Source organism: Gluconobacter sp. R75690 (assembly GCF_015244525.1).
GTDB classification, from domain to species: domain Bacteria; phylum Pseudomonadota; class Alphaproteobacteria; order Acetobacterales; family Acetobacteraceae; genus Gluconobacter; species Gluconobacter potus.
The window spans coordinates 164,809-180,175 of the sequence record NZ_JABCQB010000001.1; the positions used below are offsets into that span (position 1 = coordinate 164,809).

General features: G+C 64.0%; 15 protein-coding genes. 13 read left to right on the top strand and 2 right to left on the bottom strand.

The window, feature by feature from the left end; genetic code table 11:
* The first annotated feature begins 26 nt into the window (after positions 1 to 26).
* Positions 27 to 416: an MAPEG family protein gene (locus HKD27_RS00785; RefSeq protein WP_194264250.1), complete on the top strand. Its 390-nt coding sequence runs from the start codon at positions 27 to 29 to the stop codon at positions 414 to 416.
* On the opposite strand, the gene HKD27_RS00790 is transcribed toward HKD27_RS00785, so the two are convergent.
* On the bottom strand, positions 403 to 606 hold the full coding sequence (locus HKD27_RS00790) for a hypothetical protein (protein WP_034954040.1): 204 nt from the start codon (positions 604 to 606) through the stop codon (positions 403 to 405). The genes HKD27_RS00785 and HKD27_RS00790 overlap by 14 nt on opposite strands.
* 105 nt (positions 607 to 711) lie before the next feature.
* Here HKD27_RS00790 and aat point away from each other — a divergent pair, with 105 nt between their 5' ends.
* The 12 genes from aat to HKD27_RS00845 all read left to right on the top strand — a co-directional run bounded on the left by aat (position 712) and on the right by HKD27_RS00845 (position 13,767).
* On the top strand, positions 712 to 1,389 hold the full coding sequence (aat, locus tag HKD27_RS00795; protein WP_194688377.1) for a leucyl/phenylalanyl-tRNA--protein transferase: 678 nt from the start codon (positions 712 to 714) through the stop codon (positions 1,387 to 1,389).
* Positions 1,386 to 2,303, top strand: a complete 918-nt coding sequence (locus HKD27_RS00800) for a hypothetical protein (RefSeq protein ID WP_194688250.1) — start codon at positions 1,386 to 1,388, stop codon at positions 2,301 to 2,303. Before aat ends, HKD27_RS00800 begins: the two co-directional genes overlap by 4 nt.
* A 2-nt stretch (positions 2,304 to 2,305) precedes the next feature.
* Complete coding sequence (locus HKD27_RS00805) at positions 2,306 to 2,920, top strand: hypothetical protein (protein WP_231748078.1); 615 nt, start codon at positions 2,306 to 2,308, stop codon at positions 2,918 to 2,920.
* 166 nt (positions 2,921 to 3,086) lie between these two features.
* Positions 3,087 to 3,464 (top strand): hypothetical protein, encoded by a 378-nt coding sequence (locus HKD27_RS00810; protein ID WP_194264247.1) that lies wholly within the window; start codon positions 3,087 to 3,089, stop codon positions 3,462 to 3,464.
* Positions 3,465 to 3,527: 63 nt separating this feature from the next.
* Complete coding sequence (bcp, locus tag HKD27_RS00815) at positions 3,528 to 4,034, top strand: thioredoxin-dependent thiol peroxidase (protein WP_194688248.1); 507 nt, start codon at positions 3,528 to 3,530, stop codon at positions 4,032 to 4,034.
* A 59-nt stretch (positions 4,035 to 4,093) separates the two neighbouring features.
* Positions 4,094 to 7,360 (top strand): AsmA-like C-terminal region-containing protein, encoded by a 3,267-nt coding sequence (locus HKD27_RS00820; protein WP_194688247.1) that lies wholly within the window; start codon positions 4,094 to 4,096, stop codon positions 7,358 to 7,360.
* A 126-nt stretch (positions 7,361 to 7,486) separates the two neighbouring features.
* A complete protein-coding gene (locus tag HKD27_RS00825; protein ID WP_370544210.1) occupies positions 7,487 to 8,896 on the top strand; it encodes a replication-associated recombination protein A in 1,410 nt (469 codons plus the stop codon).
* The gene (locus HKD27_RS00830) at positions 8,893 to 9,900 is read left to right on the top strand and encodes an RluA family pseudouridine synthase (RefSeq protein WP_194688246.1); all 1,008 of its coding nucleotides are present in this window, start codon (positions 8,893 to 8,895) and stop codon (positions 9,898 to 9,900) included. The genes HKD27_RS00825 and HKD27_RS00830 overlap by 4 nt, the downstream gene beginning before the upstream one ends.
* Positions 9,897 to 12,416: an AsmA family protein gene (locus tag HKD27_RS00835; protein ID WP_194688245.1), complete on the top strand. Its 2,520-nt coding sequence runs from the start codon at positions 9,897 to 9,899 to the stop codon at positions 12,414 to 12,416. Before HKD27_RS00830 ends, HKD27_RS00835 begins: the two co-directional genes overlap by 4 nt.
* Complete coding sequence (locus HKD27_RS00840; protein ID WP_194688244.1) at positions 12,413 to 13,108, top strand: ATP12 family chaperone protein; 696 nt, start codon at positions 12,413 to 12,415, stop codon at positions 13,106 to 13,108. The genes HKD27_RS00835 and HKD27_RS00840 overlap by 4 nt, the downstream gene beginning before the upstream one ends.
* A gap of 154 nt (positions 13,109 to 13,262) precedes the next feature.
* Positions 13,263 to 13,394 (top strand): hypothetical protein, encoded by a 132-nt coding sequence (locus HKD27_RS16615; protein WP_255314061.1) that lies wholly within the window; start codon positions 13,263 to 13,265, stop codon positions 13,392 to 13,394.
* A gap of 136 nt (positions 13,395 to 13,530) precedes the next feature.
* Positions 13,531 to 13,767 carry a hypothetical protein gene (locus HKD27_RS00845; protein WP_194688243.1) on the top strand — a complete coding sequence of 79 codons (237 nt, stop codon included), beginning with the start codon at positions 13,531 to 13,533 and terminating at the stop codon, positions 13,765 to 13,767.
* Positions 13,768 to 14,199: 432 nt separating this feature from the next.
* Here the strand turns inward: HKD27_RS00845 and HKD27_RS00850 are convergent, their stop codons facing one another.
* Positions 14,200 to 15,366: a bifunctional 2-C-methyl-D-erythritol 4-phosphate cytidylyltransferase/2-C-methyl-D-erythritol 2,4-cyclodiphosphate synthase gene (locus tag HKD27_RS00850; RefSeq protein WP_194688242.1), complete on the bottom strand. Its 1,167-nt coding sequence runs from the start codon at positions 15,364 to 15,366 to the stop codon at positions 14,200 to 14,202.
* Between the last annotated feature and the right edge of the window lies 1 nt (position 15,367).

A 15,367-nucleotide genomic window follows, 5' to 3' on the forward strand; every position in this document is an offset into this window, starting at 1 on the left:
TTTCAGGAGCTTCCGGGGAAAAGCCCATGCCGATCGGTCTTGTCTGGCTTGGATGGACACTGGTGCTGGCAGTCGTCCAGCTTTTCCTCACCGCCGCCGCGTGCCGCCAGCAGGACGGTCTGCAATGGGCGAGCAGCAACCGCGACGGTGACCCGCCCCGCTATACAGGGATGGCGGCACGGCTGAAGCGGGCGCAGGCCAATCTGGCGGAAACGCTGCCGATCTTTATCGGGGCGGTCCTGCTGAGCTGGGTCTCGGGCCGGTACAGCCCGCTGACGGGCTGGGGTGCGGGGATCTATTTCCTGGCGCGGACACTCTATGTGCCGGCCTACGCGTTTGGCTGGGGGCCGGTGCGCAGTCTGATCTGGGGGATCTCGATGGCCGGTCTGATCCTGGTGCTGATCAGTCTGCTGTGAAGGACGCCTCGGTCATGGACGGGGGTTCGACGCCTTCGCGCATCATCCACAGATCCACGAGTGCGGAGATGACCAGGCAGACGGCGCTGACCTTGGCCAGGGTCATCAGCAGGCCATGCGCTTCGGGCATTGCGAGACGCAGTGCGCCGAGAATGACGAGAATGATGGCATAGACGAAGGCAAGCGGCACTGGCGGTCTCCCTGACGATGGATCACCCTTACCATGCCCGCTGTCGGCACGGCCATGTTTTCCCGTGCCACCCCGGATCATGACACGAGCAAAGACTGTACCCTCATGGACGACATAACGCCGGATCTTCTGCTGCGGGCCTATGCCTCGGGGATCTTTCCCATGGCGCCCGACGCCGGGAGTACGGAACTCTCGTGGTACCTGCCCGAAGAGCGCGGGATCATGCCGCTGAACGGGATGCATGTTCCAAAGAAGCTCATGCGGCTGGTGATGTCCGGCAGAATGATGGTGACGGCGGACCGGGCTTTCGATGAGGTCATGCTGGCCTGCGCGGAGCCTGCTCCGGGGCGGGAGACGACCTGGATCAGCGGCCGCATCCGCACTCTTTACGGTGCGCTGCACCGGCAGGGAAACGCCCATTCCATCGAGGTCTGGGACGGCAAAAAGCTGGTGGGCGGCCTGTATGGGGTGTCGCTGCGTGGGGCTTTTTTCGGCGAGAGCATGTTTTCGCGCGAACGTGATGCTTCTAAGGTGGCTCTGGTTCATCTTGTCGCAGGGTTGCGAAAGGGGCGGTTCACGCTGCTGGATACGCAATACACCACGCCTCATCTGACGGGGCTTGGCGGTATCGGAATTCCGGCGGCGGATTATCAGTCCCTGCTTCATCAGGCGCTGACCGTGCGCGCGGTCTGGCCTGACGATTTCAGCCTTCAGGCCCTGCGGGAATCCATTGCGTCCCTGCGTGTACCTGCCGTGCGCGCGCCTGCCGGAGATCCGCCATGACTGTTTTCACGCGCCCCGCCCACCTGTCTGTCGCGCCATTGGGGCTGCTGGCCGTCGGGCTGTGTCTGGTGACGCCGGCCCGTGCGGAGGATCATCCCCGCCTGACGCCGACGCGCGATGTCACGGTTGTTTATGAACTCACCACGCCATCCGCCCCGCCCAAGGCCGGGCCCAACACCGTCAAGGTGGCGTTCTCGGGGGCGGGCGATCTGCTACGGATTGATTCGCAGGACGGCAATGGCGTCACGATTCTCGACCGGCCGGGGCAGCAGGTGACGCTCGTGATGATGAAGCAGCAGGTCTATACGCGCCTGCATCCCAGCCACGGCCTGCATAATCCGTTCATGCTTGATCTGGACATGCAGTACACGCCGGCAGGGCATGAAACCGTGGCGGGCGTGGCCTGTGAACGCTGGGACATCCAGAGCAGCCATGGCAAGGCCAGCGCCTGCGTGACGGAAGACGGCGTCATTCTGGCTGAGAATGGCGTGGATGCGGATGGGGTGGAAGGATCGATCAAGGCACTTTCGGTGTCCTATCAGGATATTCCGTCCTCGACGTTCGAGCCGCCAGCGGGATTCCATGTTCTGGAGCCGAAGGCTCGCCCCGCCCATCAGAGCCAGGCGGGAAGTGCGACGCCGTCTCCCGTGCCGGAAACGTCGGGCAGCGACACGAAGACGACAATGCCCGAGGCGGCGTCTCCCGAGACGTCCGATTCCGATAGTCCTGTGATCGGGAGCCGGGATACTCCGGCTCCGGCGACGACAACGCCTGGCCCCGCGACGCCCTTGCCGGGTCAGTCTTCCCAGACCGATACGACGCAGCCTTCCGTCTCCAATGATTCTTCGGGGGATGGCTCGGTGTCTGCTCCGGACCAGCCGCCCAGCGGTCCTGCTGATGGAAACCACAAATGAGAATGACGTTTCTGCGCGGCGCAGGTGGGGCGGCCTGTGTGCTGATGGTGGCTGTTTACGCTTTTCCGGCGAGGGCGGATGTGCCGTCCGCCCCGGTTCCGGGACCCGCGCCGGAGCCAGGTTCGGCGCCGCTGGTGACGCCGCTGCATGACACCGATATCGATTACGTCCTGACCGGTCCCTCCGGACAGCGCCTGCACCAGCGCATGCGCTGGACGTCCGCGCTGTGGCGGCAGCGGGTCGAGCCGGAAGGATCGGCGACGGTGATGCTGACGGATTACCGCACGCATACGCTGATGGTGCTGGATGGCACGAACCATACCGCGACTGTCATGTCCGCGCCGGGGGAAGGCTTTTCCGCGCCCGGGACGCCGGCATCCGGGTCATGGCGCAGGCTGGGGCAGGGCAGGATCGCGGGGGAAGCCTGCACGATCTGGGAAAGCGCGGACAGCGACCGTCACCCGACCACATTCTGTTACACGGATGATGGTCTCATGCTTGGGGCGGTCCATGATGGAAAGCCGGTCGTGGAGGCTGTTTCTGTCAGCCATGCCCCGCAGCCTGTCGAGATTTTCGACCCACCGCCGGGTTATCACCGCGTTGATCCGCCGCGCTGAAGCCGTGGGGTGAGAGCAGGAGCAGGCGCTGTTACAATTTGTCCGTCTCCTGCCATGATTGGCGCCTCTTGCTGCCATTTTCAGCGGGCATGATCTTTCTCATGGACGGAAAAGACCCCTTTCATCCGGGGATTTCCGGTCCACGTGTTTCGAGGAGAAAGATGCCATGCGTCGCATCACACGTGCAGTTCTTATGGCCGCTCCCCTGCTGATTGGTTCTGCCATCGTTCCGAATGTTCTGGTGCCACAGGCCCAGGCTCACTGGCATGGCGGTGGTCGCGGCCCCGGTTATGGATATGGCGGGCCGCGTGGCGGCTGGCATGGAGGCTACCGTGATCATTCCGGCGCCATTGTAGGCGGGATCCTTGGCGGTCTGGCTCTGGGTGCCGTGGGTGGCGCGCTTCTGGCGCAGCCTTATGCCCCTCCGCCGCCCCCGCCACAGGTGGTCTACGCTCCGCCGGCAGTCGTCTATGCCCCGCAGCCGCAGGTTGTTTACGGACCGCCGCCGGGTCCAGCCTATCCCGGGATGTATCGGGGTTACTGATCTCGGCAAACTGAACGCTTTGTGTCCGCTTTGCCTTGATCGGACCGGAAGGGTGAGGCAATCATGCCCGTCATGACAGCTTCTTCCCCCAGAACGGACCTTCAGCCGGGTGTCCGGGCGCCGGACTTCACGCTTTCCGCCTCGGGCGGACGCACGGTCAGCAGTGCGGAGCTGAAGGGGAAGCCCTATCTGCTCTATTTCTATCCGAAGGCCGATACACCGGGCTGCACCACACAGGCCTGTGGCCTTCAGGAAGTCCTGCCGAAGTTCGAGGCTGATGGTCTGACCATCATTGGCGTCAGTCCCGATCCGGTGGCGAAAATTGAAAAATTCGCCACCAAATACGGGCTTCAGTTTCCGCTGGCCTCGGACGAGCACCATGCCGTCGCCGAGGCTTACGGAACATGGGTTGAGAAATCCATGTATGGCCGGACCTATATGGGAATGGAGCGCAGTTCCTTCCTGGTGGACGGGCAGGGCATCATCCGGAATGTGTGGCGCAAGGTGAAGCCTGCGACCCATGCGGCTCTGGTGGCTGAAGCGTTCCGGGATCTCTCTTCGGGGGCCTGAGGGCTTCCTCCACAAACTTTTACGAGGGAGACAGGCCGGAAACGCGCCGATGACCGTCTATGGCCGTCCCCGACTTCCCGCGCCCTCCCCGCAGGCGTTTCCGTCCTTTCTGCCCGGGACCACAGTTTCCCCGCCATCTGCATATCGCACGCTGGGCGGCGCTGGTCTGCGTCACGCCCATCGCGCTCGTCGCTGCAGCGGGAAGCGTTTTCCTGTGGGAGCTGGCGCATGGGCCGGTGGACATCACGCGCGTCTCGCATCTCGTGGAGCCTGTTTCCATCGCGGCGGGCAAGCGTCCCGGACATCCGGCGGGTCGTCTGAGCTGGGACACGCTGCGCATCCAGTGGCAGCCTGCGGCAGGCGGCGTTCCCGCCGGGCTGGTGCTGATGGCGCGCGGGCTCAAAGTCACCCGCTTCGATAATCTGATCGCCGAACGTGCCGAAGAGGCCGATGCCGTTCTGTCGCTGAGCGCGCTGTTCGAGGGCGTAATCGCGCCCCGGACCCTGCGGCTTGAAAATGCCACGCTGGCCCTGCGCCGTCTGCCCGATGGCGATGTGGACATGGACCTGCCCAACCAGAAGCGGGGCGGCCGGGGTGTGCCCACACGGCTCGACCGGCTGCGGGCGATCGATGTGCATAACGTTTCCATCACGCTTGCCGGACTGCCGCAGGACCGGACGGCCGTGATCGGGCCGGTCGAGATGCAGGCGCGCCGCATCCGGGTGGCGCCGCATTCGCCGGATTTCGTCTGGACGGGAACGGCGCGGACGATGGTCATGCTCGACGGGTTCCGCACGACCCTGACGGCGCAGGCCAGGCAGGTCGGGAATACCGGCAGGCTGCATCTGGGCAGCACGCCGTTCGAGCCTGCGGAGCTTGGCGTTTTCAGCCCGCTGGCGGCGGACTGGCATGTTCCGGTGTCGGTCAGCGCTGATGCGGTCTTTGTGCCGCATGGCATGGACGAGCAGCCGTCGGAGCTGACGCTGAACCTGTCGCTGGGCGACGGACAGGTTTTCCAGAAAACGGCCGATCCGATTCATCTCCATGCCGGGCAGGCGAGCGTGCATCTGCGGATGGATCGCCCGGGTCTGGACGGGGGTGCTACGGTTTCGGTGCCGTCTGCCGGGCTGGATGTGGCGGATAATGCGGGTGCGCTAACGCATGTGCATGCCTCGGCCAGTCTGAGGCTGGACAGTCTGCGCCAGCCAAAGGTGATGGACGGGGACGCTGAGGCCGGGTTGGACGGGGTGCGTTTTGCGACGCTGGGCTCCATCTGGCCGGCCAGCATCATCAAGGGCGGCCGGCGCTGGATTTCCAGGAACATCACCGACGGCACGGGGCGCGATCTTGAGGTCAAAGCCCATCTGCATGGCGATCATGGGCCGGACAGCATTCTGCCGGTCTCGGTTCAGGGGCAGCTGACAGGGCGCGGGCTGACGGTGAACTGGCTGCGGCCGGTTCCACCCGCGACGGGTCTGGATGCGTCCCTGCATTTCGACGGGCCGGAGACGCTCGTGATTGATCTGAGCCGGGGTGTCCAGCCTACGGGCGTGAAGGAGAATGTGCTTCTTCCGGACGGGGAGATCCGGATTGGCGATCTGTATGCCAAGGATCAGACCGGCGATATTTCCACGCATCTGACGGGGCCTCTGGCGGGGTTCATGTCCGCGCTGGCGCATCCGCGGCTGCATCTTCTGGCGCGGCATCCGCTGCCGTTCACGCATCCGGACGGGATGGTGGATGCGCATGTGCGTCTGACGCTGCCGCTTGTTGCGCATATTCCGGACGGGGCGCTCCATGTCTGGACGCAGGCCACGTTCTCCGGTGTGCATCTGGGCAATGTGCTGATGGGGCAGCCGGTGGACGGGGCGTCTGGAAAGATGTCCGCGACCGAAGATGGACTGGACCTGACGGGGGACGGGCGTCTTGCGGGGATCCCCACGCATGTCGTGCTGCATGAGAACTTCCAGGCCGGGGCGCCGTCCCGGGTGTTGCAGACGATCGATGCGCGTTCGGTTCTGGACCCGCAATCCACCGCGAAGGCCCGGATTGCGCCGGGCGGGCTGTTTGACGGGCACGCGGTTCTGAATGCGCATTTCGTGCAGCAGGCCAATGAGATGTCCGATCTGAAGCTGTCGCTGGACATGGCGCAGGCGGCGCTGATGGTGCCGATCTGGGCCAAGCCGATGGGTGAGCCTGCGACGGCCATGGTGCATATCGGGTTCCAGAAAGGGCGCATGTCGGTTCTGGATGGATTGCAGGCGCATGGGACCGGGCTTTCCGTGGCGGGGCGCGGTGTGACCCGTGCGGGCAAGCTGACGGGGATCGTGCTTGAGGGCTTCCGGATCGGCCGGACGGAGGGCGATGCGCGCATTGCCCTGCCGCAGGCCGTGGATCAGCCCATTGGCGTGACGGTCGATGCCGATCCGCTGGATCTGGCGCCGATGTTTGCGCCCCATCCGCCGACGGCGCCCGCTGCTGCGCCGCGGGGTGGTTCAGGCGAGAAGAGCGTGTCCATGGGGGATAGCTGGTCCATCAGCCTGAATGCGCCGCATGTCTATTATGGACCCAAGGCGCAGGTCGGCGGTGTCGTCTCGCAGATTGAATTGCGGAACGGGCATCTGGCCTCGGGGCGGTTTGCACTCGATGCGCCGACGCGGGTCCGGGCAGTTCTGGCCGATACGGGGCGCGAGCATCCGTTCGTGCTGGATATCGATAATCTGGGGACGCTGCTTGAAGGTCTGGGTCTGTATGACCGTATCCGGGGTGGGCAGACGCATCTGGACGGGGTGTTCACGCCGGACGAGACGACCGTGCGGAAGGTGCCGGAAGGGCGGAATACGAAATCAGCCGGGTTGTGGGGCGGCCTGCCGCCGTTCCGCGGGCATGTGGAAATGGGGCCGTCGCAGTTCCTGCGGCCGCCTCTGACGCTGACGGCGGTGTCGGACCTGTCCCCGCTGCACTGGCTGACCAATCATCTGGACCGGTTCGAGATCAGCCATCTGGCGACGCGTCTGAGCCTGGCGGGGAACCTGCTGGTGTTGCATGACGGGGTGATCGGCAATCAGGCGCTTGGGGCCACGATGGAAGGGCCGATCGACCTGACGACGTCTAAGTTGAACCTGAACGGGACGATCGTGCCGCTGTTCGGACTCAATGCGCTGCCGGGGCGGCTGCCGGTTCTGGGGCATCTGCTGTCTCCCGAAAAGGGGGGTGGGCTGCTGGCGGCGACGTTTGATCTGCATGGGACGGTCGAGAAGCCGGATCTGTCGGTCAATCCGCTGTCGATGCTGCTGCCGGGCGTGATGCGTCGCATCCTTCATTAAGTCGGCGGCCGGGGTTATGCTCCGGTAACGTGAGGCCGGGGATTTTCCTGACCGGCCTGGCTCCCCATATCCGGGGAGCAGACCTTCTGACGGGGCTTCGGGGAGCGGGAGATGCCAGTGACCGACATGACAGATCTTTTCGGCGGCGCTCCGGAAGCGAACCGCTCCCCCGGACATGCTTTGGGCCGTGGGCCGTCCCGTGCGCCGGAGAACATGCGGCAGCAGCGCCCGATCGAAGCACCGCAGGTGCAGCGCCGGCCGCCGTCCCGGACGCAGCCTCTGGCGGACCGTCTGCGGCCCAAGCGGCTGGAAGACGTGCGGGGGCAGGATCATCTGCTCGGGCCTGAGGGTACGCTGACGCGGATGCTGGAGCGGGGCACGCTGTCCAGTCTGATCCTGTGGGGCGGTCCGGGATGTGGGAAGACAACGATTGCACGGCTTCTCGCAGGGCGGGCCGGGCTGTTCTATTCGCAGATTTCGGCAGTCTTTTCCGGCGTTGCAGATCTGCGGCGGGCGTTTGAGGAAGCCGACAAGAAGCAGGCGGCGACGGGCAAGGGCACGCTGCTGTTCGTGGACGAGATCCATCGCTTCAACCGGGCGCAGCAGGACGGATTTCTGCCCTATGTGGAGCGCGGGACGGTGGTTCTGGTGGGCGCGACCACGGAGAACCCGTCCTTTGCGCTGAATGCGGCGCTGCTGTCGCGATGTCAGGTTCTGGTGCTGAACCGGCTGAATGATGCGAGCCTTGAGAGCCTGCTGGTGCATGCGGAAGAGGAAGTCGGCCGTCCGTTGCCGCTCGATCCGGAGGCACGGGCCAGTCTGCGGGCCATGGCGGACGGGGACGGGCGGTATCTGCTGAATATGGTCGAGCAGCTTGTGGCGCTTGATCCATCGAAAGTTCTGACGCCACGCGATCTGGCGGCGATCCTGTCCCGCCGGGCGATCCTGTATGACCGGGACCGGGAAGAGCACTACAATCTCATTTCCGCCCTGCACAAATCGCTGCGCGGCAGTGATCCGGATGCAGCGTTGTACTGGTTCGCGCGGATGCTGGAGGGCGGGGAGGCCCCGCGCTACATCGCGCGGCGTCTGACGCGGTTTGCGGCTGAGGATGTGGGGCAGGCCGATCCGTCCGCGCTGCCGATGGCCGTGGCGGGGTGGCAGACCTATGAGCGGCTGGGTTCTCCGGAAGGGGAGCTGGCACTGGCGCAGGTCGTGGTGCATCTGGCGACCGCGCCGAAATCCAATGCGGTTTACACGGCTTACAAGGCGGCCCGGGCCCTGGCGCGCGATACCGGCAGCCTGATGCCGCCGTCGCATATCCTGAACGCGCCGACGTCCCTGATGAAGGATATCGGGTACGGCAAAGGCTATGAATACGACCACGACAGCGAGGACGCGTTTTCGGGTCAGAACTACTTTCCGGACGGGATGCCCAGAGCGTCCCTTTATCATCCCACGGACCGCGGACATGAGGGGCGTATCAGAAAACTTCTGGACATGCGGGCCGCCAAGAGGGCATCCCGCGAACCATGACAGTTACCAACCGCATCGTGACCGAGGATGAGGCCGATATTCGCCTCGACCGCTGGTTCAGACGTCACTACCCCAACCTGACGCAGGGCGCGCTCCAGAAACTGTGCCGCAAGGGACAGATCCGCGTGGAGGGAGGGCGTGTCCAGACCAACACGCGCCTGATCCCCGGACAGAGCGTCCGCATCCCGCCGTTGCCGGATGTGGACAAGCCCGCGCCCCTGCCGCCGCCGGATCCGATGCTGGCGCGCGAGATCAAGAAGATGGTGATTTACGAGGACGAGCATCTGCTGGTTCTCGACAAGCCATCGGGCCTTGCGACGCAGGGCGGTCCGGGCATTACCAAGCATGTGGACATGATGCTCGACGGTCTGCGGACCGAGGGCGGGGACCGGCCGCGTCTGGTGCATCGCATTGACCGTGACACGTCGGGCATTCTGCTGATTGCGCGCACGCCGGGTGTGGCGGCGAAGCTTGCGGCGGCGTTCCGTGGGCGCGATGTGGAAAAGACGTACTGGGCCGTGGTCGTCGGGCGGCCCTCACCAGAATCTGGCATTATCGATCAGCCGCTGGCGAAGATCGGCGCGGGTGGTGCGGCGCTGGTGATTGCGGCGTCGCGCGATGAGGAAGACGCGGCTTCGGCCAAGACGGAATATGAGACGCTCGATGCGGCGGGCAAGAAGCTGAGCTGGCTGAAGCTGTCTCCGCTGACCGGCCGGACGCATCAGCTTCGCGTGCATACCGAATCCATCGGAACACCGATCGTTGGTGATCCGCGCTATGGCGGGAAGGCCGCGCATCCGGAAGGGTTTATCGACCGGCTGCATCTGCATGCGCGCCAGCTCGACATTCCGCATCCCGCCGGGGGGCGCCTGATCGTGACGGCACCTCTGCCGCCGCATATGCGCGAGACGTTCCGCACGCTCGGCTTCGTGCCGGGTGAGACGCCGGCGCCCAAGCGTGTCCGGGGTGGGAGCAGCAGCAAGGGGCGGGGGCCTGCAAAATGAAGAAGCTGACCGGCGTTCTGATTGCCGTCATCATTGCCATTGTGGGTGTGAGTGTGGCCACGCATGTCCTGATCGATCAGGACGCGCTGCGCGAGCGTGTGGCTGTGGCGCTGAAGCACCAGACGGGGCTTACGATGCAGGTCCGTCATTCGTCGGTACAGCTTCTGCCCTGGCCCGCGTTCGAGGCGTCCGACGTCGTGCTGACGCGCGATGGGCAGACGCCGGTTCTCAAGGCCCATACGATCCATGCCGGGATCGCCGTCTTTGCCCTGCTGCATCGTGAGGTCCGGTTTCAGGATTTCGTGATCGAAGGGGCGACGGTCAGTCTGGTGCGCGGTCTGGACGGGCAGGCGAACTGGTCCCTGACGCCGGATCGTGAGAACGAGGATGCGTCCCTGCCGGTGCATGGTCAGAGCGGGCAGCGGATTCAGGCGCACTGGGATCTGTCGCTGGACGGGTTGCATGTCGCGCAGGCGTCCGTGCTCTGGAACGATCGTCTGACCCGCACGAGCGGTTCGTTCGGTCTGGATACGCTGGATCTGGCAGGGCTGCGCAGTTCCAGCCCGTGGATCAGCCTTCAGGGCCATCATGCGGGCACGCCGTTCACGCTCAAGGGACATGTGGGCAATCTGTCGCAGATCCGGGGCACGCAGCCCTGGGCGTTCAGCATCGGGACGACGCTGGGCGATGGGGAAAAGCGCGACTGGCTGAATCTGGATGGACGGATCGGCAATCCGTCGCAGATGCAAAACGTGGTTCTGACGGCGCAGGGCGAATGGCCCAATCTTCAGGACGCGCATCGTCTGTTCCCGCATGCCAATCTTCCGAATGTGCCGGCCCTTGGCGGCGATGTTGCGGTTCAGGGCAGTCCCGGTCCGCTGACGGATCTGGATGGGGATGCGCTGCTGCATCAGGTCCTGGGCAGCATGAATCCGATGCGGGTGCATCTGCATGCGGGTTATGTCGCACTGCGCCAGGGCGTGTTGCGGAACCTGCATGTCGACTCCGCCGGGCCGGATGCGGCGCTGACCGTCACGGCAGATACGCAGTGGCGGGATACGGCCTGGCATGTCGAAGGCGGGGCGGGGACGATGCAGCAGGCGCTTGCGGCCTGGCGCGACGGGTTGAAGACCGCTGTTCCGCTGACGGTGCAGCTGCGAAGCCAGACGGCGCTTCTGTCCGGTGCGCCTGCGCTCAATGCGCAGGACAGTGCGCGTTTTGCCCTTTCGGGCACGATCGGTGCGGAGAACGGGCATCTCGTGGCGGAAGGGAGCGGCAAGACGCTCCATCTGCCGGGTGCGGTTCTGCATGATGTCAGTCTGCATGGCACGCTGGACGCGCAGGACCGTGAGAACCTGTCGCTCGACGGGCTGACCTTCGGCAGTCAGGAACTGTCTGTGGATGGGGCGCTCAAGCTGGTTCTGGGGCATGACGTTCCGCCGGTCGTGAGCGGAAACCTGCATGCCGCGAAAATGGATCTGGATGTGCTCAAGGGGCTGTGGCTCCAGCCTGCACAACCGGCTGCTCCGGCTGTTGCGCCCGCTGTTCCGGGTGTGCCCGCACCGAAGCCTGTGGCGCCGCAGAATGAGGGCCCGGTTCCGGCTGTGAGCGATCATCCTTCGGCTGAGACGGTCGCTGCGGACCTGACGCCGTCCTGGGTGAAGCGGTTGCGGGCGCAGGATGTGAACCTGCATCTGACGGCGGATCATGTCGTGTTTGCGGGGCGGGATTATACGGATCTGGCGACGCGCCTGACGCTGTCGGGCGGTCATCTGCGTCTGGATCCGATTTCCGGTCAGGCGCAGGGATTGCCGTTGTCGGGAATGGCGGAACTGGATGCCAGTGCGCTTCCGGTGACGGGTAGCGTGACGTTCCAGCCGCTGATGCTTCCGGCCGGTCTGCTGGAGACGCAGCTTGGGATGCCGCTTCTGCTTCAGGGGCCTGTGCAGGTCGTGGGGCAGCTTTCGGCGAAGGGCAACAATTCGCTGGAACTGCGGCAGTCGCTGGACGGGCATCTGGGCATTTCCATGGTGGATGGCCAGGTGCAGAGCGAGCTTCTGGGGAAGATGGCAGGGTCTGCGGCCAGCGTGGTGCTTGGGAAAGGGGGGCGGTCGCTTCGCTGTCTGGGGCTGCACATGAGCATTGCGGACGATGTCGCCCATATCGACACGCTGGGGCTTCAGTCCGGGCGGTTCTCGACGTCGGGCAGCGGGACTGTCGGGCTTGGGACGCAGGCGCTGGATCTTCGCCTTCTGCCGGTGGTGGATTTTGAAGGAGCGGGTGCCTCGACGCCGGTTGTGCTGACGGGCACGCTGGGTGCGCCGCATGTCGCGCAGGATCGCGATGCGGGCGGCAATTTTCATGTGACGATCGGCGGGGACAGCAATACGGCCGATCCCTGCACGGCACCGCTGGCGGCGGCGCGCGAAGGGCAGGCTGGTCCGGCTCCTTCGGCGGTCAAGGCGCATCATTCGAAGGCCGGGGACATCCTGCGGGCTCTGGGAGTTCTGCATTGAGCGGGCACAAGCGTTTCTGGAAAGCGGTTTCGGTCGTATCGGAGGACGGGCTGTTCCAGCCGCGTCTGGATGGCCGGCCGATCCGTCTGCCGCAGGGCCATGTTCTGGCTGTGCGTTCCTCTGCGCTGGCCGAAGCCATTGCGGGGGAGTGGGGCCAGATTGCGGAAGGCGCGGCTTTCACGCCGGATTCCCTGCCTCTGACGCGGATGGCCGGGACCATGATCGAGCGTATTGCGCCCGATCCGCAGGCCGCGCGGGACATGCTCCTCGGACACGGGGTGGATGACGGGCTTTGCTACTGTGAAGACGGGGTCGGGCCGGTTGCGGCGCAGGTTTTCGCCTGGCTTTCGGGTTACGGGATCCACCCGAGTGTAACTGATGGTCTCATGCCGGTGGTACAGCCCGAGGGTTATACGGAGGCTCTGGCGGGGCTTCTGGCAGCGCGGGACGATCTGGAGCTCGCGGTTCTGGGCGTTCTGGCGCAGGCGACGGGCAGTCTGCTTCTGTCGCTGGCTGTCGTGGGAGGCGTTGTCAGCCTCGTGGATGCGGTGCTCTGGGCCAATAATGATGAAAAATCCCAGCTTGCGACCTGGGGGCAGGATGATGAACTCGTCCGTACGATGGAGAATCATGAGAAGGATATTCTCGACGCGGGCATGTTCCTGATGCTGGGACGCAGGGTTTCGATCTGAGAGGAAAATGCCCTGAATGGGGCATGATCTTGCCATATTCGGGGATCATTGAAGCTCCTGCCATGTGACAGAACGAGATGATTGGTGACTCGCCCCGGCCGGGGATCGGGCGCTATCTCCGGATCTGTCGAACACTGTGAGATTCGAGGAAGATATGTCCGTATCCGTTCGTAGGCCCCTGCTGCGCCACATGGGTACCCGTGTCGTGAAAACCTGTTCCATTGGAGCCTGGCTCTTTCTGGCCGCGACACCGCTGATCGTGGTGGTCTGTGCCATTCACGGTTGATTTCTCGGAAGCTCGATCTGCCCCGAAGCGTAGTTCTCTATAAGTCAGGCGCAAAGTCGCATTGGATAATCAATAAGACTCCTCCTCCACTCCAAACGGCGTCATGTTACGGAGTGTGAATAGAGGAAGACCAGCAATGAAGCTGTCTATTGGAAGGTTGCTTGCGACCCTGTGCTTTTTTCCTGCCGCGCCAGCGATGGCGCAAGGGACTGGGATAGCTTTGGAGTTGGCGCAAGGAAACTGGTTGTCAATGCATCATACCGTTGATGGCGGAATAACAACCGGTGTGTGCGTTGCCCTTGCTGTGGATGGCGGGCTAGGTCTTCGAGTTGACGGAAATGACATCGAACTGCGTTTTACTGACGAAAAATAGAACTTGCCGTCAAACACTGAAGGCGACGTGACAATTTCTGCCGGTCCCAAGGTGCTCGTGGGTGTCACAAATCAGGAAAATTTGGGCGCGCTCATTCGTGCCTTTAACACCGCCACCATGGCTCAAGTTAAATTCGGATCAAAGAGTGCGCGGACCATATCGCTATCTGGTAGCACTCGGGTGCTTGCAGAGTTTCGTGGCTGCGTACAACAGGCAGGATTAGCAGATCTGGGGCCCATAGCGGGGCCGTCAAACTCCCCGTTTTGAATAAAGTGGGCAATCCAGGCTATTTTTTGGAGTTGTTGTGCTGATTGGGACAACTTGTCGCGCCCTGTCTAGTTCTCCTGGATGATTTGATATGGCGGATCATAGCTAAGAAAAAAGCCCGGTCTCCATGGGGAGGACCGGGCTTTTTCGTGCCGTGGGCGCAGGTCAGGCTTCTCCGTTATCCGGGACCATGATGCTGACAGTTGCGGTAGCGGCGATGCCTTCTTCGCGGCCGGTGAAGCCCAGACGCTCGGAGGTCGTGGCCTTGACCGAGATACGGCTGACGCTGACCTTGAGAAGCTCGGCAAGGCGGTTACGCATGGCTTCGGCGTGTGGGCCGATCTTGGGGCGTTCGCAGATCAGCGTGATGTCGGCATTTACGAGGAAGCCACCGCGCTCGCGGATACGTTCGCCCGCATGGATCAGGAAGCGGGCCGAATCCATGTCCTTCCATTCATTGTCGGACGGCGGGAAATGGCGGCCGATGTCGCCCTCGGCCAAAGCACCGTAAATGGCATCGCACAGCGTGTGGATGCCGACATCGGCGTCGGAATGCCCGGCGAGGCCCTTCGTATGGGGCACCTCGATGCCGCACAGGATCAGCTTGCGGCCTTCCTCGAAGGCATGGACGTCATAGCCCAGTCCGACGCGGGGCAGCAGGTTCCGGTCAATCACACCTTCAAGACGCATCAGGTCCTCCGCAACAGTCAGTTTGATATTGTCTTCCGACCCTTCGACGATCGCGACCGGATGGCCAGCCTGTTCGAGCAGGGCGGCATCATCGGTGCGGGCGTCACGATGGGTGCGGTGAAGTTCGAGCAGGGTGCCGAAGCGGAAACCCTGCGGGGTCTGGGCGCGCCACAGCCCGTCCCGCGGGACGGTATCGACGATGATGCCGTCTTTGGCCTTCTTGATCGTGTCGATGACGGCGACGGCCGGAATTACGCCCTCATGGGTTTTCAGCGCGTTGATGACGTTCTGCACCACTTCCGCCGGGACGCAGGGGCGGGCGCCGTCATGGACCAGCACCAGATCAGGCGGTTCGGGCAGTTTCGCCAGGGCTTCGAGGCCGTTGCGTACGCTGTCATGGCGTTCCGCGCCGCCGCAGACGGGGGGCAGGATGTCCAGGCCTTCGAGGCTGTCGGCCAGCAGGGGATCGTCCCCGACGGGCAGGACCACGTCCACATGCGGCAGGAGGGCTTCGGCGGCTCTGCGGATGACGGGTTTGCCCCGCAGCATCCGGAACTGCTTGGAAGAATTTTCCCCGCTCTGCGAGGAGGCGTCAAAGCGCCGGCCACGACCGGCAGCAAGAAGGAGGGCAGCGATACGCATG

Bases quoted from the DNA above. Each gene is read 5' to 3' on its own strand.
- HKD27_RS00800 (WP_194688250.1), top strand. From the start codon at position 1,386: ATGACTGTTTTCACGCGCCCCGCCCACCTGTCTGTCGCGCCATTGGGG.
- HKD27_RS00845 (WP_194688243.1), top strand. From the start codon at position 13,531: ATGAAGCTGTCTATTGGAAGGTTGCTTGCGACCCTGTGCTTTTTTCCT.
- bcp (WP_194688248.1), top strand. From the start codon at position 3,528: ATGCCCGTCATGACAGCTTCTTCCCCCAGAACGGACCTTCAGCCGGGT.
- HKD27_RS00850 (WP_194688242.1), bottom strand. From the start codon at position 15,366: ATGCGTATCGCTGCCCTCCTTCTTGCTGCCGGTCGTGGCCGGCGCTTT.
- HKD27_RS00785 (WP_194264250.1), top strand. From the start codon at position 27: ATGCCGATCGGTCTTGTCTGGCTTGGATGGACACTGGTGCTGGCAGTC.
- HKD27_RS00820 (WP_194688247.1), top strand. From the start codon at position 4,094: ATGGCCGTCCCCGACTTCCCGCGCCCTCCCCGCAGGCGTTTCCGTCCT.
- HKD27_RS16615 (WP_255314061.1), top strand. From the start codon at position 13,263: ATGTCCGTATCCGTTCGTAGGCCCCTGCTGCGCCACATGGGTACCCGT.
- HKD27_RS00810 (WP_194264247.1), top strand. From the start codon at position 3,087: ATGCGTCGCATCACACGTGCAGTTCTTATGGCCGCTCCCCTGCTGATT.
- HKD27_RS00805 (WP_231748078.1), top strand. From the start codon at position 2,306: ATGACGTTTCTGCGCGGCGCAGGTGGGGCGGCCTGTGTGCTGATGGTG.
- HKD27_RS00835 (WP_194688245.1), top strand. From the start codon at position 9,897: ATGAAGAAGCTGACCGGCGTTCTGATTGCCGTCATCATTGCCATTGTG.
- aat (WP_194688377.1), top strand. From the start codon at position 712: ATGGACGACATAACGCCGGATCTTCTGCTGCGGGCCTATGCCTCGGGG.
- HKD27_RS00830 (WP_194688246.1), top strand. From the start codon at position 8,893: ATGACAGTTACCAACCGCATCGTGACCGAGGATGAGGCCGATATTCGC.
- HKD27_RS00825 (WP_370544210.1), top strand. From the start codon at position 7,487: ATGACAGATCTTTTCGGCGGCGCTCCGGAAGCGAACCGCTCCCCCGGA.